This is a genomic window from Streptomyces sp. NPDC021115 (assembly GCF_044333065.1).
Lineage (GTDB): Bacteria > Actinomycetota > Actinomycetes > Streptomycetales > Streptomycetaceae > Streptomyces.
Map to the genome: position 1 here is coordinate 1 of NZ_JBIRQF010000012.1, position 23440 is coordinate 23440.

At 70.8% G+C, this 23440-nt stretch carries 23 protein-coding genes; 14 read left to right on the forward strand and 9 right to left on the reverse strand.

What is annotated here, in order from left to right; translation table 11 throughout:
* Window positions 1-265 precede the first annotated feature (265 nt).
* The 4 genes from ACH4TL_RS30190 to ACH4TL_RS30205 are packed head-to-tail and all read left to right on the forward strand — an operon-like array spanning window position 266 to window position 2093.
* Window positions 266-400 (forward strand): SPW_0924 family protein, encoded by a 135-nt coding sequence (locus ACH4TL_RS30190; RefSeq protein WP_398322908.1) that lies wholly within the window; start codon window positions 266-268, stop codon window positions 398-400.
* Window positions 401-417: 17 nt separating this feature from the next.
* Window positions 418-1446 carry a DUF3068 domain-containing protein gene (locus ACH4TL_RS30195; RefSeq protein WP_398322910.1) on the forward strand — a complete coding sequence of 343 codons (1029 nt, stop codon included), beginning with the start codon at window positions 418-420 and terminating at the stop codon, window positions 1444-1446.
* Between the two features lie 49 nt (window positions 1447-1495).
* Window positions 1496-1714, forward strand: a complete 219-nt coding sequence (locus ACH4TL_RS30200; RefSeq protein ID WP_398322912.1) for a hypothetical protein — start codon at window positions 1496-1498, stop codon at window positions 1712-1714.
* Between the two features lie 4 nt (window positions 1715-1718).
* Window positions 1719-2093, forward strand: coding sequence for a hypothetical protein (locus ACH4TL_RS30205; protein WP_398322914.1), 375 nt, complete (start codon window positions 1719-1721; stop codon window positions 2091-2093).
* Between the two features lie 51 nt (window positions 2094-2144).
* Here ACH4TL_RS30205 and hrpB read toward each other — a convergent pair whose 3' ends face one another.
* Window positions 2145-4685, reverse strand: a complete 2541-nt coding sequence (gene hrpB / locus ACH4TL_RS30210) for an ATP-dependent helicase HrpB (protein ID WP_398322916.1) — start codon at window positions 4683-4685, stop codon at window positions 2145-2147.
* 18 nt (window positions 4686-4703) lie between these two features.
* Window positions 4704-5612 carry a class I SAM-dependent methyltransferase gene (locus ACH4TL_RS30215; protein ID WP_398322918.1) on the reverse strand — a complete coding sequence of 303 codons (909 nt, stop codon included), beginning with the start codon at window positions 5610-5612 and terminating at the stop codon, window positions 4704-4706.
* A gap of 364 nt (window positions 5613-5976) precedes the next feature.
* Between ACH4TL_RS30215 and rpsA the strand changes: the two genes are divergently transcribed.
* The 4 genes from rpsA to ACH4TL_RS30235 all read left to right on the forward strand — a co-directional run bounded on the left by rpsA (window position 5977) and on the right by ACH4TL_RS30235 (window position 9861).
* Window positions 5977-7482 (forward strand): 30S ribosomal protein S1, encoded by a 1506-nt coding sequence (gene rpsA, locus ACH4TL_RS30220; RefSeq protein WP_398322920.1) that lies wholly within the window; start codon window positions 5977-5979, stop codon window positions 7480-7482.
* A 209-nt stretch (window positions 7483-7691) separates the two neighbouring features.
* Complete coding sequence (locus ACH4TL_RS30225) at window positions 7692-8636, forward strand: PAC2 family protein (RefSeq protein WP_398322922.1); 945 nt, start codon at window positions 7692-7694, stop codon at window positions 8634-8636.
* Between the two features lie 89 nt (window positions 8637-8725).
* Window positions 8726-9331, forward strand: a complete 606-nt coding sequence (gene coaE / locus ACH4TL_RS30230; RefSeq protein WP_398322924.1) for a dephospho-CoA kinase — start codon at window positions 8726-8728, stop codon at window positions 9329-9331.
* Between the two features lie 161 nt (window positions 9332-9492).
* Window positions 9493-9861, forward strand: a complete 369-nt coding sequence (locus ACH4TL_RS30235) for a tetratricopeptide repeat protein (protein ID WP_398322926.1) — start codon at window positions 9493-9495, stop codon at window positions 9859-9861.
* Between the two features lie 32 nt (window positions 9862-9893).
* Here the strand turns inward: ACH4TL_RS30235 and ACH4TL_RS30240 are convergent, their stop codons facing one another.
* The gene (locus tag ACH4TL_RS30240) at window positions 9894-10175 is read right to left on the reverse strand and encodes a DUF6343 family protein (protein ID WP_398322928.1); all 282 of its coding nucleotides are present in this window, start codon (window positions 10173-10175) and stop codon (window positions 9894-9896) included.
* 147 nt (window positions 10176-10322) lie between these two features.
* Between ACH4TL_RS30240 and ACH4TL_RS30245 the strand changes: the two genes are divergently transcribed.
* The 4 genes from ACH4TL_RS30245 to ACH4TL_RS30260 all read left to right on the forward strand — a co-directional run bounded on the left by ACH4TL_RS30245 (window position 10323) and on the right by ACH4TL_RS30260 (window position 16964).
* Window positions 10323-11453 (forward strand): ADP-ribosylglycohydrolase family protein, encoded by a 1131-nt coding sequence (locus ACH4TL_RS30245; RefSeq protein ID WP_398322930.1) that lies wholly within the window; start codon window positions 10323-10325, stop codon window positions 11451-11453.
* Between the two features lie 54 nt (window positions 11454-11507).
* Window positions 11508-12239, forward strand: coding sequence for a hypothetical protein (locus tag ACH4TL_RS30250; protein WP_398322932.1), 732 nt, complete (start codon window positions 11508-11510; stop codon window positions 12237-12239).
* Between the two features lie 414 nt (window positions 12240-12653).
* Window positions 12654-13967, forward strand: a complete 1314-nt coding sequence (locus ACH4TL_RS30255; protein ID WP_398322934.1) for a hypothetical protein — start codon at window positions 12654-12656, stop codon at window positions 13965-13967.
* A gap of 432 nt (window positions 13968-14399) precedes the next feature.
* Window positions 14400-16964, forward strand: a complete 2565-nt coding sequence (locus ACH4TL_RS30260) for a DUF262 domain-containing protein (RefSeq protein ID WP_398322936.1) — start codon at window positions 14400-14402, stop codon at window positions 16962-16964.
* Window positions 16965-16994: 30 nt separating this feature from the next.
* Here the strand turns inward: ACH4TL_RS30260 and ACH4TL_RS30265 are convergent, their stop codons facing one another.
* A complete protein-coding gene (locus tag ACH4TL_RS30265) occupies window positions 16995-18218 on the reverse strand; it encodes an aromatic acid exporter family protein (RefSeq protein WP_398322938.1) in 1224 nt (407 codons plus the stop codon).
* Between the two features lie 79 nt (window positions 18219-18297).
* Here ACH4TL_RS30265 and ACH4TL_RS30270 point away from each other — a divergent pair, with 79 nt between their 5' ends.
* Window positions 18298-18759, forward strand: a complete 462-nt coding sequence (locus ACH4TL_RS30270; RefSeq protein WP_398322940.1) for a type II toxin-antitoxin system PemK/MazF family toxin — start codon at window positions 18298-18300, stop codon at window positions 18757-18759.
* A 22-nt stretch (window positions 18760-18781) separates the two neighbouring features.
* On the opposite strand, the gene ACH4TL_RS30275 is transcribed toward ACH4TL_RS30270, so the two are convergent.
* Entirely contained in the window at window positions 18782-19324 is a 543-nt protein-coding gene (locus tag ACH4TL_RS30275; RefSeq protein ID WP_398322942.1) for a DUF1697 domain-containing protein, read from the reverse strand.
* Window positions 19325-19410: 86 nt separating this feature from the next.
* Here ACH4TL_RS30275 and ACH4TL_RS30280 point away from each other — a divergent pair, with 86 nt between their 5' ends.
* Window positions 19411-20058: a uridine kinase gene (locus ACH4TL_RS30280; protein ID WP_398322944.1), complete on the forward strand. Its 648-nt coding sequence runs from the start codon at window positions 19411-19413 to the stop codon at window positions 20056-20058.
* Window positions 20059-20116: 58 nt separating this feature from the next.
* Here ACH4TL_RS30280 and ACH4TL_RS30285 read toward each other — a convergent pair whose 3' ends face one another.
* The 4 genes from ACH4TL_RS30285 to ACH4TL_RS30300 form a co-directional block, all read right to left on the reverse strand.
* Window positions 20117-20776 (reverse strand): DUF4360 domain-containing protein, encoded by a 660-nt coding sequence (locus tag ACH4TL_RS30285; protein WP_398322946.1) that lies wholly within the window; start codon window positions 20774-20776, stop codon window positions 20117-20119.
* Window positions 20777-20837: 61 nt separating this feature from the next.
* Window positions 20838-21479, reverse strand: a complete 642-nt coding sequence (locus ACH4TL_RS30290; RefSeq protein WP_398322948.1) for a DUF4360 domain-containing protein — start codon at window positions 21477-21479, stop codon at window positions 20838-20840.
* A gap of 332 nt (window positions 21480-21811) precedes the next feature.
* Entirely contained in the window at window positions 21812-22378 is a 567-nt protein-coding gene (locus ACH4TL_RS30295) for a methylated-DNA--[protein]-cysteine S-methyltransferase (RefSeq protein ID WP_398322950.1), read from the reverse strand.
* A gap of 69 nt (window positions 22379-22447) precedes the next feature.
* Window positions 22448-23329 (reverse strand): glycerophosphodiester phosphodiesterase, encoded by an 882-nt coding sequence (locus ACH4TL_RS30300; protein WP_398322952.1) that lies wholly within the window; start codon window positions 23327-23329, stop codon window positions 22448-22450.
* Between the last annotated feature and the right edge of the window lie 111 nt (window positions 23330-23440).

Below are 23440 nucleotides of genomic sequence, written 5' to 3' on the forward strand. Positions count from 1 at the left end.
TGGACTGGTACAACTACCACCGACCCCACACCGGAATCAGCGGCCACACCCCAGCCAGCCGCGTCACCAACCTCCCCGAACAGCACACCTAGCGCGCCCAGCCGCACGACGCCGCCCCCGAGCCCCCACCGGGCCCGGGGGCGGCGCGCGTTCCCGTTCCCGCTTGCGTGTTCTCATCTGCGCCCCCCGTTGCTACGGTGCCCCAGCCCCGGCCATAACTGACGCTTCGTCAGGTGTCGTCGTACTGGAACCACGGGAGGCCCGCATGCGCGCCCTCGTCGCCGCCGCGATCGGACTCGCCGCCGCCCTCGCCCTCGTCTTCACGGTGACGGCCGTCGGCGCCCCCAGCGGCGCCACCTCTCCCGAGCCGCTGCTCACCACCGTCCCCGAGCACCCCTGAGGGAGGGACGCCCCGCCATGCGCCGCAAAGCCAGCCTGGTGCTGCTCGCCTTCGCCGTCTTCTTCGCCGCCCTCGCGCCGCTGGTGCGCTGGTACGCGTTCCCCCGGCTCGCCAAGATCCCGCCCAGCGAGTACCAGACGGCCGTCCTGGAGGCCCGCCCCGCCACCCTGCTCGACTACGCCACGATGAAGCCCCGCACGGTCTCCAAGGTCAGCATCGTGCAGACCCTGCGCGGGAACGTGGGCGCCGCGAAGAAGGTCGGCAAGGAGACCGGGCGCGACGTCGTCGTCTGGGACGCTCTGTCGTACATCGAGGGCCCCGACGGCAAGATGGTCTCCCGCATCCCCGAGCGCTACGTCTTCGACGCCCACTCCCAGGACCCGGTGCACGCGGGCGGCGAGCACGTCGACGGCGACGCCGTGCGCCGCGAGGGCATCGAGTACAAGTGGCCCTTCCTCACCGAGAAGCGCGACTACCGCTACTTCGACGCCCAGACCCGCACCTCCGCCCCCATCCACTACAAGGGGACCCGCACTTTCCGCGGGCTGACGGTCTACTACTTCGAGCAGACCATCCCCTGGACCAAGGTCCCGCTGCCCAAGACGATGCCGGTCGACGGCGTCACCCCCGAGACCGTCCGCAAGGCCGGAACCTCCCGCTGGTACACGACCAAGCGCATGTTCTGGGTCGAGCCCACCACCGGCGCGCCCGTCAACGGGCAGGAGATCCACCGCGAAGAGCTGCGCGGCGGCACCCTGCTGGGCGGCCGGGACCGGGTGACCGTCTTCTCCGGCCATGTGAAGATGCGCGAGGACTACATCGCCCACACGGTGAAGATGGTCGGCTCCCAGCGGCAGCTGGTCCTGGCCTTCACGACGTATCTCCCCTGGGGGCTCGGGGCGCTGGGCACCGGACTGCTCGCGGTCGCGCTGCTGCTGGAGGCGCGCGGCCGCCGTCCGGGGGTGTCCTCGCCGTCCGTACGACCGCCGTCGAGGGGCGTGCGGCGGCGACGGATCGTCAACCTCCGTCCGCGCGTTCCCTCCTGATAGTGACGCCGGTAGTGATCTCGGTAGTCGGCTGGCTAGCATGCGCTCCATGCCGGGTATCACGATCGAGTTCACCGAGCAGGAACTGGCCGAGCTGCGTGCCGAGGCCAAGGAGAAGGGCGTGGCCATCAAGCGCCTCGCCCACGACATACTGACCGAGGACGTCGTGCGGCGCCGCCAGAAGCAGCGCTTCGTCGAGGGCGCCGTGCGCTTCGCCATGGGCTACAAGGACGAGTTCGAGCGGGAGTTCCCAGAAGGGCTCCGCTGATCCCGTGATCCTGTACGTCGACGCGGGCTGGGTGCTCAACGTCCAGGTCGATGTCTCCCCGGTGAACACCCCCGTGCGCGACTGGGGCGCACTGCACTGCATGAGCGAACGGCACCGCTACGAACGGTTCGCGGGCGAGCCGTACTACGAGGAGGCCGCGGCGCGCGCCGCGACCTTCCTCCACACCTCGCTGATCATGGAGCCGTTCTCCGACTACAACGCGGTGATCGGCGCGGCCTGCGCCCAGATGTACCTGGAGGAGTCCGGCGAGGCGATCGCCCCGCCGTCCGGCGGCATGGTGAGCCTCATCCGCGACATACGGGACAACCGGCTCCGCCTGAGCGAGACCGCCCGGCGGCTGCGCGCCTGGGCGGTATGAGCCGGGGGCGCGTCGCTCGGCGGCGGGCGCCGGTTCACCGCCGGTGCCGGTTCACCGGCGGGTGTTGGTGCGCCGCGTCGGCTCGGCCGTCGTCGGGTCCTCCGGCCACGGGTGCTTGGGGTAGCGGCCGCGCAGCTCGGCCCGTACGGAGCGGTAGCCGTCCTGCCAGAACGACGCCAGATCGGCCGTGACCGCGGCCGGACGCCCCGCGGGCGACAGCAGGTGCACCAGCAGCGGCACCCGCCCGCCCGCGATCCGCGGCGACGCGTGCCAGCCGAACAGCTCCTGGAGCTTCACCGCCAGCACCGGCTGCCCGTCCCCGTACTCCACCCGCACCCGTGAACCGCTCGGCACCTCTATCCGCTCCGGCGCCAGCTCCTCGAAGCGTGCCGCCTCGCCGGTCGCCCACGGCAGCAGCCGGGCCAGTGCCTGACCGGCGTCCACCCGCTCCAGATCGGCCCGCCGCCGGGCCCGGCCCAGCTCCACGCCCAGCCATGCGTCCGGATCCGCCAGCAGTGCCGCCTCCGCCACGTCCGGCCAGGGCGCCCCCAGCTCCCGGTGCAGGAACGCCATCCGCTGCCGTACCGCCGTGGCCTGCGCCGACCAGCGCAGCAGCCCCGTCCCCTCGCGGCGCAGCCCCTCCAGCAGCGCCGCGTGCACGAGCGCCGGATCGGGCGCGGCCAGCGGCCGGGCCACCAGTTCGATCGCCCCGAGCCGGGACACCCGCCGGGCGACGACGTCCCCGTCGGCCCAGTGCACCTCCTCGCCGTCCGACCCCAGCGCCGCTGCCGCCGTACGGGCCGTCTCCTCGTCGGTGACGGCGGCGAGCCGCACCCGCGCCGACGCGGCGGCCACCGGCCGGTCCGCGACGGCCACGGCCAGCCATGGCGCCCCGCCCAGCCGCGACCCGCCGCCCACCTCGGCCCCGGTCCCGGCGGCCATGAGATAGGCCCCCTCGCCCCGCCGCCGGGCCACCCGCTCCGGAAACGCCAAGGCCACGACCAGCCCGGCGACGGCGTCATCGCCCAGCCCCGCGCCGCCCTGGCCTCGGCTCGGGGCCGCGTCCCCGCTGACCGCGCGTTCCAGGCGGCGGGCTTCCTGGCGCCAGCGGGTGGCGTACGGGTCGCCGCCGCGCCGGGCGGTTCGCCAGGCGGCGGCCAGGTCGTCGCCGTACTCGCGCGGTGGCTCCTCGCTCAGCAGGGCCACCACCTCGGCCGCCCGGCGGGCGCCGACCTCGGGGGCGGCGTCGAGGAGGGCGCGGGCGAGACGGGGATGGAGGCCGAGCCGGGACATGCGGCGGCCGCGCCCGGTGGCCCGGCCTGCCGCGTCGACGGCGCCGATCGCCGTCAGCACCTCCCGCGCGGCCGTCATGGCCCCGCCCGGCGGCGGGTCCAGCAGGGCGAGGCCGGACGCGTCCGGGTCGCCCCAGCACGCCGCCTGGAGGGCGAAGGCCGTCAGATCGGCCTCGGCGATCTCCGGGGACGGGAAGCGCGGCAGCCGGGCGTCCTCGGCCTCCGGCCAGCAGCGGTAGACCGTCCCCGGGGCCTCGCGCCCGGCCCGGCCCGCGCGCTGCCGGCCCGCGGCCCGGGACGCCCGTACGGTGGTCAGCGCGCTCAGCCCCCGCGCGTGGTCCATGCGCGGCTCGCGGGCGAGGCCGCTGTCGACGACGATCCGTACGCCCGGCACGGTCAGGCTGGACTCGGCGACCGAGGTCGCCAGCACCACCCGCCGCCGACCGCCGTCCGCGCCCGCGAGCACGGTTTCCTGTACGGCCGCGGGGGCCCGCCCGTGGACCTGGAGGACCTCCGCTTCGGCGCCGCCCAGCAGCCCCGCCACCCGGCCGATCTCGCCGACACCGGGGAGGAAGCACAGCACGTCCCCTGACCGCTCCCGCAGCGCGCGCCGCACCACGTCAGCGACGTGTTCGAGCAGGGCCGGGTCCACCCGCATCCCATGCGGCGGGCGTACGGGGCGTACGGGCGGCGTCCACACCACGTCCACGGGGTGTGACACGCCCGGGGCCGAGACGACCGGCGCGGGCTCGCCGCCTGAGCCCTCGCCGAGCAGCCCCGCCCACCCCTCCGCGTCGGTCGTCGCCGACGCGGCGATCAGCCGCAGCTCGGGACGGAGCGTGGCCTGGAGGTCCAGCAGGAAGGCGGCCGCCGTGTCGGCGTCCAGGTGGCGCTCATGGCATTCGTCCAGGACGACGGCGTCGACCCCGGCCAGCTCCTGGTCCCTTTGCAGCCGCTGCACCAGCACACCGGTGGTGACCACCTCGACCACGGTGCGCGGCCCGGCCTGCCGCTCCCCTCGTACGGTGAAGCCGACGCGTTCGCCGGGCCGCTCGCCGAGCAGCCACGCCATGCGCCGCGCGGCCGCCCGCGCCGCGATCCGGCGCGGCTCGGCCACCACGACCCGCCGCACCGGCTGCCCGCCGCCGTCCAGCAGCCCGGCCAGCACCAGCGGCACCAGCGTGGTCTTGCCGGTCCCCGGCGGTGCGCACAGCACCGCCGACCCCCGCTGGTCGAGCGCGCGCAGCAGCTCGGGGACGGCTTCGCGGACGGGCAACTGCTCCAGGACGTCCGTACGCATGGCGGCCCGGCCCCCCGCTCAGTCCCGCTCGCACACGAAGACGGCCGTCCCCGGGATGAGGCTCCCGCGCAGCGGGGACCAGCCGCCCCACTCCTGACGGTTCCAGGCGGGCCATTCCGGTTCCACCAGGTCGATCAGCCGGAAGCCCCCGGCCACGACGTCCCGTACCCGGTCACCAAGGGTCCGGTGGTGCTCCACATAGACGGCGCGGCCCGTGTCGTCCTGTTCCACATAGGGGGTGCGGTCGAAGTACGAGCCGGAGATGCTCAGCCCCTCGGGCCCGGGCTCGTCGGGGAACGCCCACCGCACCGGATGCGTCACCGAGAACACCCACCGGCCGCCCGGCCGCAGCACCCGGTGCACCTCGCGCATCACCCGCACCGGCTCCGCCACGAAGGGCACCGCCCCGTACGCCGAGCAGGCCAGGTCGAACGATCCGTCCCGGAAGGGGAGCGCGGTCGCGTCGGCCTGGACCAGCGCGATACCGGGGGAGCCGATCTCGGGGAAGCCCGCCCCGGCGGCGCCGACCGCCTCCGCGTCGATCCGCCGGGCGTGCCGCAGCTGCCGGTGGGAGATGTCGAGCGCCACGGGGCGCGCGCCGCGCGCCGCGAGCCAGCGCGAGCACTGCGCCGCGCCCGCGCCCACCTCCAGCACCTCGCGCCCCTTCAGCAGGTCCGCGGGCCCGAGCAGCCCGGCGTCCTCCTCGTCCAGCCCCTCCGGACCCCATATGAAGCGGTCGTCGCCGAGGAAGGGGCCGTGCTCCTCCTGGTACTCGTCCGCGTTGCGGTCCCACCAGCCGCGGCTGGCCCGGCTGCTCTCGGTGTCGTCGGCGATCCGGCGGGTGGCCGTGGGTTCGGAGGGCTCGGGGGCCTCGGGGGCACCGGCATGGGCCGCGAGGGCAGCGCTGGGCTCGTGTTCTTGGACCATCGGACGCGTCGTCGTACTCTCTGTATCGACCTGTGGCTGCGGGGCGCGGCAAGGGACCGCGTCGCAGCAGTGACTTGCAAATTGCCGGGTTCGGGGCGTTAGGCCCCACGTGCGCTCTTCGTGCATTGACCATGCCCGGCCGCCCCCGTATGCTACAAGTTGCGCTGCGGGCCTGCGCGACTCAGACGGAGCAGGCCGCGCTCGCATCTGTTGTATGTCCCCTCGGTTGTCGAGGCGTTTTCGGTCTCTCGGAAAGATCCGGAAAGATCCGCGCCTCGCAGGCTGTCCGGCTTCGGCAGTGCGATAAGGGTCCTCGGCGTAGCAGTACCTACGACTCAATGTCCGTACCGGAGCCCTTTCCCACATGACGAGCAGCACCGAGGCAACCCGCACCACCCCGCAGGTGGCGGTAAACGACATCGGTTCCGAGGAAGCCTTCCTCGCCGCGATCGACGAGACGATCAAGTACTTCAACGACGGCGACATCGTCGACGGCGTCATCGTGAAGGTCGACCGGGACGAGGTCCTGCTCGACATTGGTTACAAGACCGAAGGCGTCATCCCTTCCCGCGAGCTTTCGATCAAGCACGACGTCGACCCGAACGAGGTCGTGGCCGTCGGCGATGAGATCGAGGCCCTGGTTCTCCAGAAGGAGGACAAGGAAGGCCGCCTGATCCTCTCGAAGAAGCGTGCCCAGTACGAGCGCGCCTGGGGCACCATCGAGAAGATCAAGGAAGAGGACGGGATCGTCACCGGTACCGTCATCGAGGTCGTCAAGGGTGGTCTCATCCTCGACATCGGCCTCCGCGGCTTCCTCCCCGCCTCCCTGGTGGAGATGCGCCGCGTCCGCGACCTCCAGCCCTACGTGGGCAAGGAGCTCGAGGCGAAGATCATCGAGCTGGACAAGAACCGCAACAACGTGGTCCTGTCCCGCCGCGCCTGGCTGGAGCAGACCCAGAGCGAGGTCCGTCAGACCTTCCTCACCACCCTCCAGAAGGGTCAGGTGCGCTCCGGCGTCGTCTCCTCCATCGTCAACTTCGGTGCCTTCGTGGACCTGGGCGGCGTCGACGGTCTGGTCCACGTCTCCGAGCTGTCCTGGAAGCACATCGACCACCCGTCCGAGGTCGTCGAGGTCGGCCAGGAGGTCACGGTCGAGGTCCTGGACGTCGACATGGACCGCGAGCGCGTCTCCCTGTCGCTCAAGGCGACCCAGGAAGACCCGTGGCAGCAGTTCGCCCGGACCCACCAGATCGGTCAGGTCGTCCCGGGTAAGGTCACCAAGCTCGTTCCGTTCGGTGCGTTCGTCCGCGTGGACGAGGGCATCGAGGGTCTGGTCCACATCTCCGAGCTGGCCGAGCGCCACGTGGAGATCCCGGAGCAGGTCGTCCAGGTCAACGACGAGATCTTCGTCAAGGTCATCGACATCGACCTGGAGCGCCGCCGCATCAGCCTCTCGCTGAAGCAGGCCAACGAGGCCTTCGGCGCCGACCCGTCCGTGGTCGAGTTCGACCCGACCCTGTACGGCATGGCCGCGTCCTACGACGACCAGGGCAACTACATCTACCCCGAGGGCTTCGACCCCGAGGCCAACGACTGGCTCGAGGGGTACGAGAAGCAGCGCGAGGAGTGGGAGCGTCAGTACGCCGACGCGCAGACCCGCTTCGAGCAGCACCAGGCCCAGGTCATCAAGTCGCGCGAGGCCGACGAGCAGGCCGCTGCCGAGGCTGGCAGTGCTGCCCCGGCGCCCGGTGGCCAGGCCGCCGGCGGCGGCGGTTCGTACTCCTCGGAGTCGGCCGACAACTCCGGCGCCCTGGCGTCGGACGAGGCGCTGGCCGCGCTCCGCGAGAAGCTGGCCGGTGGCCAGAGCTGAATCGCCGCGCCGCTGACCTGATGGTCGGCGGCACCGGCTGATCGTGTGTGAGGCCCGTTCCCCTCCGGGGGAGCGGGCCTCACGCGTGTTCCCGCGTGTTCCCGGCCGCGGACGGCCATGATGCGCACAGGAGTTGAGGCCGGGGGCCGGGAATGCGTACGCCCCCGTGTGGTGTTTTCGCGTACGGAACACAAGGAGGAGCGGTCACAGTGCTTGATCCGCAGGATTTGTACGCATGGGAACCGAGCGGACTCGCGGAAGTCGACGCGATAGCCTCCCGGGATTCGGCCGGGCTGGTGCTGCTCTACCACTTCGACGGCTACATCGACGCCGGTGAGACCGGCGACCAGATCGTGGAGCGGCTGCTCGACGGGCTGCCGCGGCAGATCGTCGCCCGCTTCGACCACGACCGGCTCGTCGACTACCGGGCCCGGCGCCCCCTGCTCACCTTCCAGCGCGACCGCTGGACGGATTACGAGACCCCGGCGATCGAACTCCACCTGGTGCGGGACGCCACCGCGGCGCCCTTCCTGCTGCTGTGCGGGCCCGAGCCGGATGTCGAGTGGGAGCGCTTCGCGGCCGCGGTGCGGCAGATCGTGGAGCGGCTCGGGGTGCGGCTCGCCGTGAACTTCCACGGCATCCCGATGGGCGTTCCGCACACCCGGCCGGTGGGCCTCACCCCGCACGGCAACCGCACCGATCTGATGCCCGGCCACCGCGGCCTCTTCGACGAGGCCCAGGTGCCCGGCAGCGCCGAGTCGCTGATCGAGTACCGGCTCGGCGAGGCGGGCCACGACGTGCTCGGGGTCGCCGCCCACGTGCCGCACTACCTGGCCCGGTCCGCCTATCCCGACGCGGCGCTCACCGCGCTGGAGGCGGTCACCGCGGCCACCGGCCTGGTGCTGCCGGGCGCGGCGCACACGCTGCGCAACGAGGCGCTGAAGACGCAGGAGGAGATCGAGCGGCAGGTCTCGGAGGGCGACGACGAGCTGGTCGCGCTCGTACGGGGCCTGGAGCACCAGTACGACGCGGTGGCCGGGGCCGAGAGCCGCGGCAACCTGGTCGCGGAACCGGCCGAGCTGCCGTCGGCGGACGAGCTGGGCGCCGAGTTCGAGCGCTTCCTCGCCGAGCGGGAGGGCGAGAGCGGCACCTGAGCGGCGGGGTCCCGGCGGCTCGCGGGTCCCCGGTGGCGGGCCTTCTGGCGGGACCCCGTGCTCGTACGGCCTCGTATAGCGTGGGCCGCATGCTGAAGCTGGGGCTCACGGGCGGAATCGGCGCGGGCAAGAGCGAAGTCTCGCGGATCTTGGTCTCTTACGGCGCGCTGCTGATCGACTCCGATCGGATCGCCCGTGAGGTGGTCGAGCCGGGAACCCCCGGCCTCGCCGCCGTCGTCGCCGAGTTCGGGCCCGAGGTGCTGACCGCGGACGGTCGGCTCGACCGGCCGAAGCTCGGCGGGATCGTCTTCAGCGACCCCGAGCGGCTGCGCGCCCTCAACGCCATCGTCCACCCCCTGGTCCGCGACCGCTCCGCCGAGCTCCAGGCGGGCGCCGGACCGGAGGCGGTGGTCGTCCACGACGTCCCGCTGCTCGCCGAGAACGGCCTGGGCACCCTGTACGACCTGGTGCTGGTCGTGGACGCCACGCCCGGGACCCAGCTCGACCGGCTGGTCCGGCTGCGCGGCATGACCGAGGACGAGGCACGGGCCCGGATGGCGGCCCAGGCGACCCGCGAGGAGCGGCTGGCCGTCGCCGACATCGTGATCGACAACGACGGCCCGCTGGACGATCTGGAGCCGCGCGTCCGCAAGGTCTGGACCGAGCTGGTGGAGCGGGCGGCCGCCACGGACTGAGCGCGCGGTTCGTGCTCGCGGGGCCTGCCGTGCTTGCGGGGCGGGACGACGGGGAATGTGGCGCCCTGGGTGGTTGTTGTGCTGCCCGTACCGACGATCATCGCTGAGGGATCACCGCACACGAGACCAAGGATCACGCAAGCCCGGGGAAGGAAGCGGCTGTGCCCGAGCCCACGCCCGAGACCCATGTCATCGACTACCGCGCCGCGGAGCAGCTGCTCGCCGCCCGAGATCCGCGAGGCGCCGTCAAGCTGCTCGACTCGGTCATCACCGCCCACCCCGAGAACACCGCGGCCCGGCTGCTGCGGGCCCGCGCGTTCTTCGGAGCGGCCCAGCTCCGCGCCGCGGAACTCGAATTCCACATCGTCCTGGAGCGCGAGCCGGACAACGCGTTCGCCCACTTCGCCCTCGCCCGTACGCTGGAGCGCGCCGACCGCCAGGCCGAGGCGACCCGCCACTTCCGCCTCGCCGCCGCGCTCGATCCGCGCCCGGACTTCGTGGAGGCGGCACGCTTCGGCGAGCAGAGCTGATTGGGTCTGACCGGGGCTGACCTCGGCCCGCACTACCGCCGCCGCCCCCTGACCGGTGCGTACGGCGGCACATCCCGCCCCGGCTGGTAGTGCGGCCCCTGCCGGATGTGCCGGATGATCAGGGCCAGGTCGACCACGGTGACAACGGCGAGCGCGGCGCAGGCGGCCGCCCAGCCGGGCCTGCCCGCCAGTACGAAGGCCACCGTGCCGCCGGCCGTCCACAGCAGCCCCCAGGCGGCGAGCCACAGCCGCATGCGCAGCGGGGTGCGCGCATGCGCCGGCTCATCGCCCGTGCGGATGAATCGCCTGTCCATCGCATCGTCTCCCCCTTCGACGTTACCGCGCTCCCGGGCCCGTCGCCGGACCTCTCGCCGGGCCCGTAGGGGCCCTGTCGGTGGGGCCTGCGATCATGTGCTGAGCACAGGAGTTGTGCCTCCGCCGCGCACGACGAGGAGCCGCGCGTGATCCACCAGTCATGGGACGAATCGGCCGCCCGGCGGTCCCGCATCCGAGGCTGTCTGCTGGGCGGCGCGATCGGTGACGCCCTCGGTAACCCGATCGAGTTCAGCTCCCTGCACGGGATCCGGGCGACCTACGGCCCGGCGGGCGTCACCGGCCTCGTCCCGGACGAGAGCGGCACCGCGGGCCGGATCACCGACGACACCCAGATGACCCTGTTCACGGCCGAGGGGCTGATCCGGGCCGAAGCCCGCTCCGCCGCCGGGGGCACCGGCGCCGAGATCGCCGTCGTCCGCCAGGCGTATCTGCGCTGGCTCGACACCCAGAACTTCCCCGACCCGCCGCCCCAGCGGACCCCCCAGGACGTCGGCCGCTCCGGCTGGCTGCGCACCCACCCGTGGCTGTACGCCCGCCGCGCACCCGGCAACGCCTGCCTCTCCGGCCTCATCGAGGGCCACACCCCCGCCGTGGACCAGCCACTCCACGGCGCCCCGGGCCCGGTGAACTCCGGCTCCAAGGGCTGCGGCACCGTGATGCGGTCGGCCCCGTTCGGCCTCACCGGCCTGCCTGCCCGCGACTCCTTCGAACTCGCCGCCCGCTGCGCCCAGATCACCCACGGCCACCCGACCGGCTACCTCGCGGCGGGCGCCCTGGCCGCGATGGTCGTGTACCTCCTCGAGGGCGACTCCCTGGAGGGCTCCGCCCTGCGCACCCTGGAGATGCTGCGCGGCTACCCGCGCCACGAGGAGACCACCGCCGTCCTGCGCCGCGCGATCGACCTGGCCGCCAAGGGCGACCCGACCAGCGAGAAGGTCGAGTCGCTCGGCGGCGGCTGGATCGCCGAGGAGGCGCTGGCCATCGCGGTCTACGCCGCACTGGCCCACACCTCGGTCCGGGCATCGCTGCTGCTGTCCGTCAACCACTCGGGCGACAGCGACTCGACGGGCTCGATCTGCGGCAACCTCCTGGGCGCCCACCACGGCGACCTGCGCCTCCCGCCGTCCTGGCTGGCCCAGGTGGAGGGCCGCGGCACCATAGCCGAGCTGGCCGACGACTTCGCCTTCGCCTTCCACCCCTCCGCCGAACCGTCCGACGCCCCGCTCTTCCCGCACGACCGCTACCCGCTCAACTGACCACCGCCGATAATCGGTCGAGCGCGCGGATCAGCTCTTGCTAGCGTGCTCGACGTGGCGAAACTCAACCAGATCATCGCCGTGGAGAAGGGCGTCAAGGCCAAGTCCCACCAGGACCTGACGGCTGCCCACCACGGCCTGCAGAAGCCGGCCCTGCTCGCCGGGATATCCCGTACCTATCAGCCGAAGGACGAGGAGGGCGAACAGCTCCCGCCCGAGTCCACCCGCGTCCAGGTCAAGTCCGAGGACGTGTTGAGGGACACGGCGGCCACCCTGACCCGCCTCTTCGACGTCACCGCCACCAAGGACTGGTCGAACTGCGCGGCGAGGGCGGATGTGACGGTCGAGGGCCGCACGCTGCTGCGCGACGTCCCGGTCGCCTACCTCCTCTTCCTGGAGAAGCAGCTGGCCGACCTGGGCGCCTTCGTCCGCAAGCTGCCGGTTCTGGACGCCGCCGAGTCCTGGTCCGTGGACCCGTCCACGGACTCCTGGAAGACCGAGCCGGTGCGTACGGTCCGTACGAAGAAGGTCCCCCGCAACCACGTCAAGGCGGAGGCCACCGACAAGCACCCGGCTCAGGTCGAGGTCTACTACGAGGACATCCCGGTCGGCTACTGGACCACGGTCAAGTTCTCCGGCGCCCTCCCGGCCCGCAGGGTCAACGAGCTGCTCGACCGAGTGGAAAAGCTCCAGCAGGCGGTCAAGTTCGCCCGCGAGGAGGCCAACGGCGTCGAGGCCACCGACCAGAGGGTGGGTGACGTGGTCTTCGGCTACCTGTTCGGGTAGCGTCATGAACTCCCCGTCCGCCCCAGTGCGGACGGGGTGCGCGAGGAGCGCAAGCTGAAGCTGAAGCTTGTCGTGACGGCGCGGTCCGCCCTCAGAGGAGGCCGCGATCAATCTCAGACTCTCGCTCCAGACTCAGCATTCGCCGCCGATCGCCGCATCGACCGGGCTGGGCCCCCGTCGTCGGATGCCGGTTCAAGTCCGGCCCGCGCAGCTACTTCTCTCCGATGCGCGGTAGTTCAAAGGCAGAACACGACGACATGATGACTGACCCATGCCCTTAAACGACGCGGCGTGCGCAGTTGGGTGGCATTTCAAGGACCCGGGGGCAGGCTACGCCCCCGGGTCCGCTCCTCTTCCACGGTGATGTGCCCACAGCATTGCGAGCATGCTGACGGTTACTCATATGATCGGCTTATGGGGATCGGGGACATTACTCGTGATGGCGTACTGAAGACGCTGGAGGAATACGACGACCTGGGCGGGGAGGCCTTCCTCGCGCGTTACGGGTATCAGCGGGCCCGGAGCTATCTGCTCGTGCACAACGGCCGTCGCTACGACTCCAAAGCCATCGTCGGAGTGGCCCACCGGCATGTCAGCGGTCGTGCCTTGGGCTCCGGTGAGTTCTCCGGAGGCGCGGCCACCGTCGTTCCCGTGTTGACGGGCCTCGGATTTCATGTCGAGGGGCCACAGGCCAACGAGGCAGCACACCCGTCTCCCGGCGCCCGTCTACTGGTGTCGCCGGCGTTCGGAAAAGCCGAGTCGCGCCGACACTGGAGGGACACTCTGGACCACACGGTGCCCTTCACCGAGCCCAGGCACGCGGACAAGCTGACAGACGGTGAGTTGCACCGCCTGACCTTGCTGCACCCCGACGGCCATGCCCGCTTCTGGGGCGCCAGGGCGAGCCACGACCGGAAGATGGCGGACGTCGCGACAGGGGACGTCGTCTTGTTCACGGGAAAGAATCAGGTACTGGCGGTCGGTGAGGTCGGCGCGATCTTCCAGAACAGCTCCTTCGCCGACACTATGTGGCCTCCCGAGCCCGGCGGCGAGAGCTGGCACACGGTCTACAGCCTGCGTCAGTTCGCGCTGACAGACGTTCCCTACGAGACGTTGAACGCCCTCCTCGGGTACAAGCCCAGCTTCAAATACCCAGGGCAGATGGTGTTCTCCGGCGATGAGGCGCGGGCGGGGATAGACGGCCTCCTCATCACCACCCGGACAGCCCTCGAGGAGGCAGGAGCTGAGACCCCGTCCGTCTCGGCTCGTGTGATGCCCGTGGAGCAACAGCACACGCGGTCCACGATGGTCGAGCGGGCCGCCCGGCAGGTGCTCTTCAACCGGGATGAGGCGGCGCTGGTCGGCGAGTTCTGCGCCACGCTTCCTGAGGTGAAGCCGAATCGTTTCGCCAGCGCGGCGGGCATCTGCGACATCTATCTGGACGGCCCCGAGGGGCGTGAGCTCATCGAGGCGAAGTCCCGAGTGGAGCGTGGCCACGTCCGCGAAGCGCTGGCCCAACTCCTGGACTATGCGCGCTTCGCCCCCGACATGGTCGATCGACTTTCGGCGCTGTTCCCGGAGCCCCTCGCACCCAAGGAGCGAGCCCTGCTGCACGCCTACGGCGTTGACGTCATCTACCGGTCTGGAACCGGGAGCTTCGAACGCGACCCAGCTCCCGATGACGCGCGCGAGCACATGCGCGGCTTGTGGGATCGGCGCGGGCCGTGACCGACCGCGAACGGGTGATGCGCCCGGTGCGGAAGTGCTTGCGGACCGTAATGACCACACCGTAAGGTCGATGACGCGGCTGAATATGCGGTGCGACATCTCGCAATCAGGCCCGCCTGCGGCGTAAGGCACGACCCGCGCCAGTTCCCGCAACCTCTCCGAGGCCCCGCGTGGACAGAGCCGGGGCCCGCTGAACGCGATGGCGGTTCCTGTGTCTTGCGGGGAGTGAACCCAATGTTCTTCCGTGACGTCTGCCAGTTCGTGCTCGAGCACGTCGAGGGGCTGGCGGTGGAGTTTTCCGCCGCTTACCTCCTTGGCCACTTCCACAAGTGGAAGAGCGAAAAGCACTGACCGGTTTCCTCCCCGTCATCGTTTTGATGGCGGGGAGGGGCGTGTCTGTCGCGTGCACGACGGGGAGGGCTGCTTCGCGGTATGGAAGCGAGAGAGACGACATTCGAGAAGCTGATCCAAGGGGACAATCAGTTTCAGATCCCGCTCTACCAGCGCACATACAGCTGGAAGCGTGACGATCACGAGCGGCTGTGGACCGATCTCGTCGAGCAGGCGGCTGCGCTGGCAGAACCGTCCGGCGGTGCTGACGGTAGGGACGGTGACGACCCGGTCCGGCATTTCCTCGGCTCGGTGGTCCTCGCTCCCCGGCCTCCGCTCCCCGACACCGTGCAGCGTTGGGTCGTCATCGACGGACAGCAGCGTCTGACGACGCTGATGCTCCTCGCCTGCGCGCTGCGCGATCACGTCCGCGCCTTCGACTCCTCGAAGGCGGATCTGATCCATCGGCGCTACCTCATCAACGAAGAGGACTACACGGGACTCGACGCCTACCGGCTCCTGCCGACGCAGGCCGACCGTCCCTCTTTTCTCGCATGTGTCGACGGGCTGCCCTCCGCCGGCGGCGAGGACAGCGTCGGCCGGGCCTACAGCTACTTCCGCGCGTCCCTCACCGAGCTCGACCCGCGAGGTGAATGGGATGCGGTACGCCACATCGACCAAGCCCTCCGCCGCCGCCTCTCACTCGTGACCATTACGGCCGGTCCACGCGACAACGTCTACCGGATCTTCGAGTCACTGAACAACACGGGCGTCCCTCTCACCCAGGCCGACCTGCTGCGCAACTACCTCTTCATGCAGCTGCCCCGCCTCGGCGAGCAGGTGTACGAAAAGCTCTGGCTCCCGATGCAGACCGAACTCGGGCCCGATCGCCTGGTCACGCTGGCCTGGCTCGATCTCGTACTGCACGGACACACGCGGGCCAAGGTCAGTGAGGTGTATCAGGGCCAGCAGCGCAGGCTGGCGGCGATCGCGGCTTCCGGAGGCGAAGAGGGGCTGCGCGAGGACATCGCCAGGCTGCGTCAACTCGGAAGCGTTCTCCTCCGCCTCGTCGAACCCCGCCGAGAGCCGCACCCAGAGGTGCGGGAGGCGTTGATCCGCTTGGAGCAGTGGGGCGGAGAGGTGCACTATCCGCTCGCCCTGCACATCCTCGACCACCTCGACCGGGGATCCGCCACGGCGGAACAGGCGGTCCAGGCGCTGTACTACCTCGAGAGCTTCCTCGTCCGTCGCATGATCGCCTACGTACGGACGAACAACCTCAACCGGGTGCTGTCCGCCGCCCCCTCCGAGCTGGAGCGGGACAGGCCGCTCCCGGAAGCGGTCCACCGGTATCTGTCCGGCCCCCGACGCTACTGGCCCAGTGACGCGCAACTCCGCGAAGCGGTCCGTACGCAGCCGTTCTACTGGCACGGCAAGCACCCGCAACGCGCCTACGTTCTGCGTCGGTTCGAGGAGAGCTACGCCGGGCCCGAGCCGCTGGACTTCTCCCGCGCCTGGGCCACGGTCGAACACATCATGCCGCAGACGCCGACCGATGAATGGCTCAGCGTTCTCGCCGAAGATGCCGACGACGGGAGCAAGCCGGAGGAACTGCACGAGACCCTCGTGCACACCCTCGGCAATCTCACCCTGACCGGGGAGAACACCCGGCTGTCGAACCACCCGTACGAGCGCAAGCAGCAGATCCTCAACGAGAGCGCCCTGCGCATGAACCGCGAGATCGCTGCCACCGAGCGTTGGGGGAAGGCGGAGATCCTCGCACGTGCCGAGCGTCTGGCCGACCGAGCGGTACAGCTCTGGCCCGCCCCGCTGGCAGTGGAGGTCACCGAGACCGACGAGCGGACCGAGTGGATCGTTCTGCGGCAGATCCTTGCCGGGCTTCCGTCCGGCTCGTGGACCACGTACGGCGACCTGGCCGCGGTCATCGGCCTTCACCCACGTCCGCTCGGGACGTACATGGGCGCCCATCGAGGCGTCCCCAACGCCCATCGTGTGCTCATGTCTTCGGGGGCGCCGTCGCCGGACTTCGCCTGGCCCGACGGCCGCGCCGAGTCGCAACGGGAGGCACTGGAGCGCGAGGGGGTCCGCTTCCGCGAGGTGACCGCCGACCCCGAGCAGCGCATGTGGCTTGCCGCGCTGGCCGAACTGGCGGGTATGGAGCCGCCGGCCGACCACGAGGAGACGGCGGCCGGTGACCGAGCGCCGATCGAGGACCGTCCGGCCAACTTCCGTGCCCTGCTCCAGGAGCATCAGCCGTCCGTCGCCGACGGGGTGCTGACACTGCTGGAGAAGTGGGAGGCGACAGGAGGCCGGCTCGGATACGGCTTCGCGGCCGAAACGAGCTGTTCGCCCGTGCTGAGGAAGGGCCATGGTCCCAGGGGATCGATCTGGCCGATCGCGATCTATCCCCGGTCGGGCACGGTGGAGGTGGTGTTCGAATACCTCAGTCGCAGGGAGCCCTTCACCCGGCCGCTCCTTCTCAAGGATCTGCTGACGCGTATGAACGCGATCCCTGGAGTGGACCTCAGCGTCGCTGACGGCGAGCTTCACCGCAGACGGCCGAGCTTTCCCGTCGGGACGTTGGCCGGGCCCGGGCTGGAGCGATTCCAAGAAGCTCTGGAGTGGTTCCGGCAGCAGGTCGCGTAGACCTGTCGTCGGCGGCCCGGGCGGCGCAGGTCACACGGAGCCGCCGCCGTCCCGGCGCCCGCCGCGCAGGCGGCGGCGGAGTTTGTGGAGGGCGGGGAAGCGGTCGCGCTTTTCGCGGGTGCTGCGGTCGAGTTCCTCCATGAGGCGGCGGGAGCGCTGCTCCATGTCCAGTTCGGCGAGGATGCGGTCGACCTCGGCGAGCAGGGCGCCCTGGAGCTGCCACTGGCCCGGGTGGCGCTGGACGCGGCGGAGGAGGAGGTGGGCGGCCTGGTCGCGGCTGGTGTGGGCCCGGGACAGCTCGGTGGCCAGGTGGGATTCGGCCTCCTCGGCGTTGGCGCTGATCGGGCTGGTGACCAGGACGGCGAAGCTTTCGACGGCGGCGGCGGTGTGGCGGAAGAGGTGTTCCAGGGCGTCGGCCACGTCCGGGGGGAAGAGGGGTTCGTCCGTCCGCTTCTTGGCGAGGTCGGTGAGGGTGCGGGTGAGGACGCGCAGGACGACCGTGCAGATCTCCAGGGTGTCCAGGCCGGTGCGCAGCACGACCCGGTGCAGCAGGCCCTCCTTGACCCGGGGGTTGAGGCGGACGCTGTCCTCGGCCTGCCGGAGGGCGGCGTCGACCTGGGAGATGTCGTGGTCGAGGCGGCGGGCCTCGTGGAGGCGGGCGGCGGCGCGTTCGACCGGGGTGTGGCTGCCCAGCTCCTCGCCCATGTGGAGCAGGAGCTGACGCATCCGGCGGGAGAGGTCCACGATGGACTCCCCGGCGGTGCGGACCCAGACGGGCGGCGCGAACAGGAAGTTGAAGCCCAGTCCGACGACGGCCCCGATCAGGGTTTCCAGCACCCGGTCCCAGGCGGTGGTGGTCACCTGGCTCACGCCGAGCACGAGCATGGCGCTGATGGCCACCTCGGGAACGAATTCGCTCACTCGTGCGAAGTGACCGGCCGTCAGCGAGGCAAGAATGATCAGACCCAGGCTCCACCAGGTCAGCCCGACCAGGATGGAGAAGCCGATGGCGAGCAGGACGCCCACCACCACGGCGTTCACCCGGCGGATGCCGGTGGTGAGGGTCGCGAAGAGGGTCACCTGCACCACGAGGAGCGCGGTGAGCGGGGCGGTCAGCGGGGCCGGTTCGGTGCTCAGTTTGAGGGCGACGACGTAGGAGATGGTCGCGGCCGCCGCGGAACGCAGGGTCTGGACGACGATGGGGGCGTTGCGGCGCTTGACGAGGTCCGCCACCGGGTCGAGGACAACAGGCACATGCTTGTCCCTTCCCGCTGCGTCCGCGACGGGTACCGCGCCGCCGCCCGGCCACCTCGGACGGGCTAACGTGTGGGGCGTGATCAGGCCATTCAAGGGGACCGAAGACGACGAGGCGCTGCCCGGCAGCGCCGGACCCACCGCCACCGTCGAAGCCGAGCCGCGCCAGGTCGGGCGGGTACGCACCGAGTACGCACCGGATCCGGACGGGGATCCCGACCCGGGCGAGATCGTCTGGACGTGGGTTCCGTACGAGGAGAACGACGGCCGCGGCAAGGACCGCCCGGTGCTCGTCGTCGCGCGCGAGCGCGGCGGCACGCTGCTGGCCGTACAGCTGTCGAGCAAGCGGCATGACGGCGACCACGAGTGGGTGGCGATCGGCTCCGGGCCGTGGGACCGGGCCGGGCGCGACTCCTGGGTCGACGTGGACCGCGTCCTGCGGGTGCATCCGGACGGCATGCGGCGCGAGGCGTGCGCGCTGGACCGGCCGCGCTTCGACCTGGTCGTGATGCGGCTGCGGCAGCGGTACGGCTGGCGCTGAACCCGGAAGCGGTGGTGGGCGGTCAGGCGTCGGCCAGCGCCAGCAGCTTGGTGACCGTGTTCCAGTTGCGGGCGGTGGCCGTCACCCCGAGCCGGGGGCTGCCGAGCTTCGCGGCCAGCTTGGAGCGGCCGACCCCGTTCGGGGCGTGGAGGTAGATCTCGCGCCCGATGAGCCGGAACTCGTCCGGCGCGTACGCGGCCGGGTCCAGCGCGTCCAGCGCCGAGGTGTCGGTGGGCACGTCCGACAGGAAGACCATGTGCAGGGTCTTGGGCTCGGCCACGGCGGCGGGGTACGGGTTGGCGTCGACGGCGGCGGCCAGCTCGTCGCGGGTCCGCACCATCACGGGTACGGAGAAGCCCAGGTCGGCGGCGAAGGCGTCCTCGAGGGCGCGGGCCGTGCGGCCGGGCGGGGTGCCGGGGTCGGCGAAGACGATGTTGCCGGTCTGGAGATGGACGGTGACGTCCTCGTACCCCAGCTCGGCCATCAGCGCGCGCTGCCGCGCCACCGGGAACGTCTTGTTGCCGCCCACGTTGATGCCGCGCAGCAGCGCTATCTGGGATGTCATGGGCGGTACCTCTGATGATCCGCTGATGTGATGTCTGTGGGGAGCGTACCCGCAGCGCGCCGGGAGGGGCACGGCATCATGGGGGCGTGCGGCTGGAAGCGATCACCTGGGAACGGCTCACCGACGCGACCGCCGACCGCATCGCCGGGATGACGGCGGCGGACGGCGGCCCCTGGATCAGGGTGGCGGTCGACGGCGCGCCCGCGGCGCGCCCCGGGGAGCTGGCCCGGGACCTGGCGGAGGCGCTGCGGATACGCGGGCGCCCGGTGCTCGTCGTCGCGGCGGCGGGCTTCCTGCGGCCCGCGTCGCTGCGCTACGAGTACGGGAAGCGGGACGCCGACGCGTACTACGACCGCTGGCTGGACACCGGAGCCCTGTGGCGAGAGGTCTTCGCTCCGCTGGAGCCGGGCCCTGGCGGCACCGGGCGGGTGCTGCCCGACCTGTGGGACCCGGCGACCGACCGGGCCACCCGCAGCCCCTACGCCGAACTGCCGCCGGGAGGGGTGCTGCTGCTGCACGGCGCGCTGCTGCTCGGGCACTGGTTCCCGTTCGACCTGTCGGTGCATCTGTGGCTGACGTCCGCCGCGCTCGGCCGCCGTACCGAGGAGGACGAGCGCTGGACGCTGCCCGCCTTCGCGCGGTACGAGGACGAGGTGCGGCCCGTCGAGAGCGCGGACGTGGTGGTGCGGGCGGACGATCCCCGGCATCCGGCGTGGCACCGCCCGGAGCCGTAGGACCGCCTGGGGACCGGTCCTGGGGCCCTCCGGTGGGCCGTCCGCCCGTGCCCGCGCGCTACTTCTTCTGCGGGCATTCCTTCCAGGCGAAGTGGTACGTGGTGCTCACGTCGCCGTCCGTCGAGTCCATGGTCATGAAGCTCGTCGTGTCCCTGGTGTTCGACGATCCGGCGTTGACCCGCAGCTCGGTGTTGATGTTGAAGTTCCGCAGCTCACCGCAGGGGGACCAGACCACGGTGGCGATGTCGGCCGTGTCGCGGACCTGCCAGTTCTCGTCGTAGGCGCCGGCGAAGTCATGCGTGTTCGACGTCGTCTGCGACTGGCCCTGGAAGTAGTAGCTCGCTTTCTCGGTGGCGGACGCGCCCTTTTCCAGGTGGGCGTAGCCCCGGTAGTCGACGCTGGCGATGGCGTAGGAGAAGCCCTGGGGCACATGCGTGACCAGACTCAGCTGACAGTTCTTCCTGAAGTCGGTCGGCTTGGCCCCCTTGCCCACCTGGGCCAGGTAGTCGCTGTACGTCACCGTGAACGCGGTGTTGTCGGGAGAGACCGCCACCGCCGCCGTTCCCGCCGGACAGCCCGATCCGTTGACGGTCGCGACGGTGATCACGATCTTGTCGGGTGGCACGGTGTCGAACGGGGGTTGCGCGTATGCCTGGGAAGTGAGCGTCGACGCGAATAACGCCGCGACCACGCCGCCTGCGTAGAGAACACCGGGCATGATTCTCCATTCGATGGTGGATTTCCCCGCGCTGCTGGTGGGGCCCGCCCCGCTGGAAGGGCTACGGGCATTCCTTCCAGGCCAGGTGGTAAATGGTGTTGGCGCCGCCGTCCGTCGAGTCCATGGCCATGAAGCTGGTGGTGCCCGCGGCGGAGGTGCCCGCGCTTACCCGCAGTTCGGTGTTGATGTTGAAGTTGCGGTCCTGGCCGCACGGCGCCCATACGAGAGCGCTGTATTCCGTGGCGTCGGTGGTCTGCCAGTTGTCGTTGTACGGACCGCTGAAGTCATGGGTGCGCGATGCCGTGTCCGACGATCCCTGGAAGTAGTAACTCGCCTTCTCGGTGCCCTTCGCGCCCTTTTGCAGCGAGCCGTAGCCGCGGTAGTCGACCTGGGCGATGGCGTAGGTGAACCCCTGCGGCACGTGAACACCCAGGTTGAGCTGGCAGTTCTTACGGATGTCGGTGGGGTCCGAGGTGGGGCCGACCTGAGCGAGATAGTCGCTGTAGGTCACGGTGAACGCCGTGTTGTCGCTGGCCACGGCCACCGCGGCGGTCCCTTTCGGGCAGCCCGAGCCGTTCACGGTCTTGACGCTCATCTGGATCTTTTCCGGCGGTACATCGGGGGCCGAGGAAACACCTTGGGCGGTAAAGGCAGAGGCGAATAATGCCGCGGCCGCGCCGCCGGCGAGCAGAACACCGGACATGGCTCTCCAATTCGATCATCGGGGACGTGGTTGAGCCGTGAAGGAACGCGTTCGTCTTTCGGGCATGAGCGGGGAAAGCACGCGAGCGGGAAGAGGGAAGAGCGCGAAGAGAGAAGAGCGGGAAGGCGAGAAGAGCGGGCGAGCGGAAGAACGAAAGAGCTTTACCGCGTACCGGAATGTGCGTGCGTTGCATTCTCGCCGAGGTGGGGCCCGCGAGCGCTCCTAAGGTAAGGGTGGAAGGTGGCCATGACAAGATGGCGACGCATTTCCCCGGCAAAATATCTTCCAACCCGGAGGGGCGGGGAGAGATGGGCGGGGGAGAAGGGGCCCGGTCAGAAAAGCGGTTGCGGAAGTACCCCTTCCAGGGCCAGCAGGGTCCGCTTGGTCTCCAGCCCGCCGCCGAAGCCGCCTATGCCGCCGTCGCTCTCCACGACGCGATGGCAGGGAACCACCACCGGCAGCGGATTGCTGCCCATGGCCACCCCGACCGCGCGGGCGGCGTCCGGCTCGCCGACCCGGCGCGCGAGGTCCTGGTAGCCGACGACCGTGCCGTACGGAACGTGGTCGGCCAGCTCGCGCAGCACCCGGCGGTTGAAGCCGGTGGACAGGGACCAGTCGAGCGGCAGGGTGAACGCGCGGGTCTTCCCGGCGAAGTAGCTCTCCACCTGCCCTATCGCATCGGTGAGCCGCGCACCGGGCTCGGGCGCGGGCCCGGTACCGAGGCGCCGGGTGAGCCGGTCGACGGCCCCGGCCGCCGTCCCGCTGTCGGCGTGGAACACCACATGGACCAGCCCCTGGCCGGTGGCCGCGAGCAGCAGGGGACCGATGGGCGTGTCGGACACCGCCCAGGACCACTCGTGGGTCTCCCGCTGCTCGGACTGCCGCTGCTCGTTCGTCACACCTTCAGCGTAGGCGGGGGGTCCGACAACACCCCGCCGTCAGCCGCCGTCAGCGCCGTCCGGCCTCCCTCAGTGGGCGTCGTCCAGCGCGTCCCGCACCACATCGGGCTTGTTGGTGATGATCCCGTCCACCCCCATCCCCGCGACCTTGACCGCGTTCGGGCCGTCGTTCACCGTCCAGGTGTAGACCTCCAGCGGACGGCCGTGCGTGCCGCGCACCGCGTGGATCTCCTTCACGTACGCGGCGTCGATCGTCGTGTAGCTCGGGTTGATCTGGTCGGCGAACTCCGCGTACCGCGGCAGATCGGCGACGGGCGGGGTGCCCAGGAAGCCGGTCTTGACGTCCCGTCGCAGCTTGTGGACCGTCTGGACCGAGTCGGCGCTGAAGCTCTGCACGATCAGCCGCTTGAGGTGCTTGCGGTCCAGCCAGCCCTCCCGGCGCAGCTCGCGCAGGGCCTGCCGCTCGATGCCCGGGTACAGCTCCGGCGCCTTGATCTCCATGAGCAGCTTCTGGTGGTTGTCCGAAACCCGGTCCAGGTACTCCTCCAGGGTCGGCACCGGCTCGCCCGCGAACTTTGTCCCGAACCAGCTCCCGGCGTCGAGTTTCTCGATCTCGTCCAGGGTGAAGTCGGAGATGTTCCAGGGGGCGCGGTCCGGGAAGACCTGCTCGACGTCGGTGGTCCGGGCCAGCGTGGTGTCGTGCATGACGATCAGCTCGCCGTCCCGGGTGCGCTGCACATCGTTCTCCACCCAGTCGAAGCCCAGGTCGTCGGCGGCGTCGACGGCGGCCAGGGTGTTCTCGGGAGCGTAGGCGGAGGCGCCCCGGTGCGCCACCGTGACGGGGTCGCCGTGCGACGTGCCGGAGGCGGCCTGCGCCGCCGTGGGGAGGGGGAGGAAGAGCGCGGAGACACCCAGGAGAGCGCCGGATAACGCGGCGGGGCGGATCTGCATACGGACTCCTCGCGTCGTCTGAGTCTGATGAGTCTGGCTCACGGACGGCCGAAGCGTCCCAGACGCGCCGTACGGAGGACAGTCATAGAAAAGCCGTACATTGATCCATCC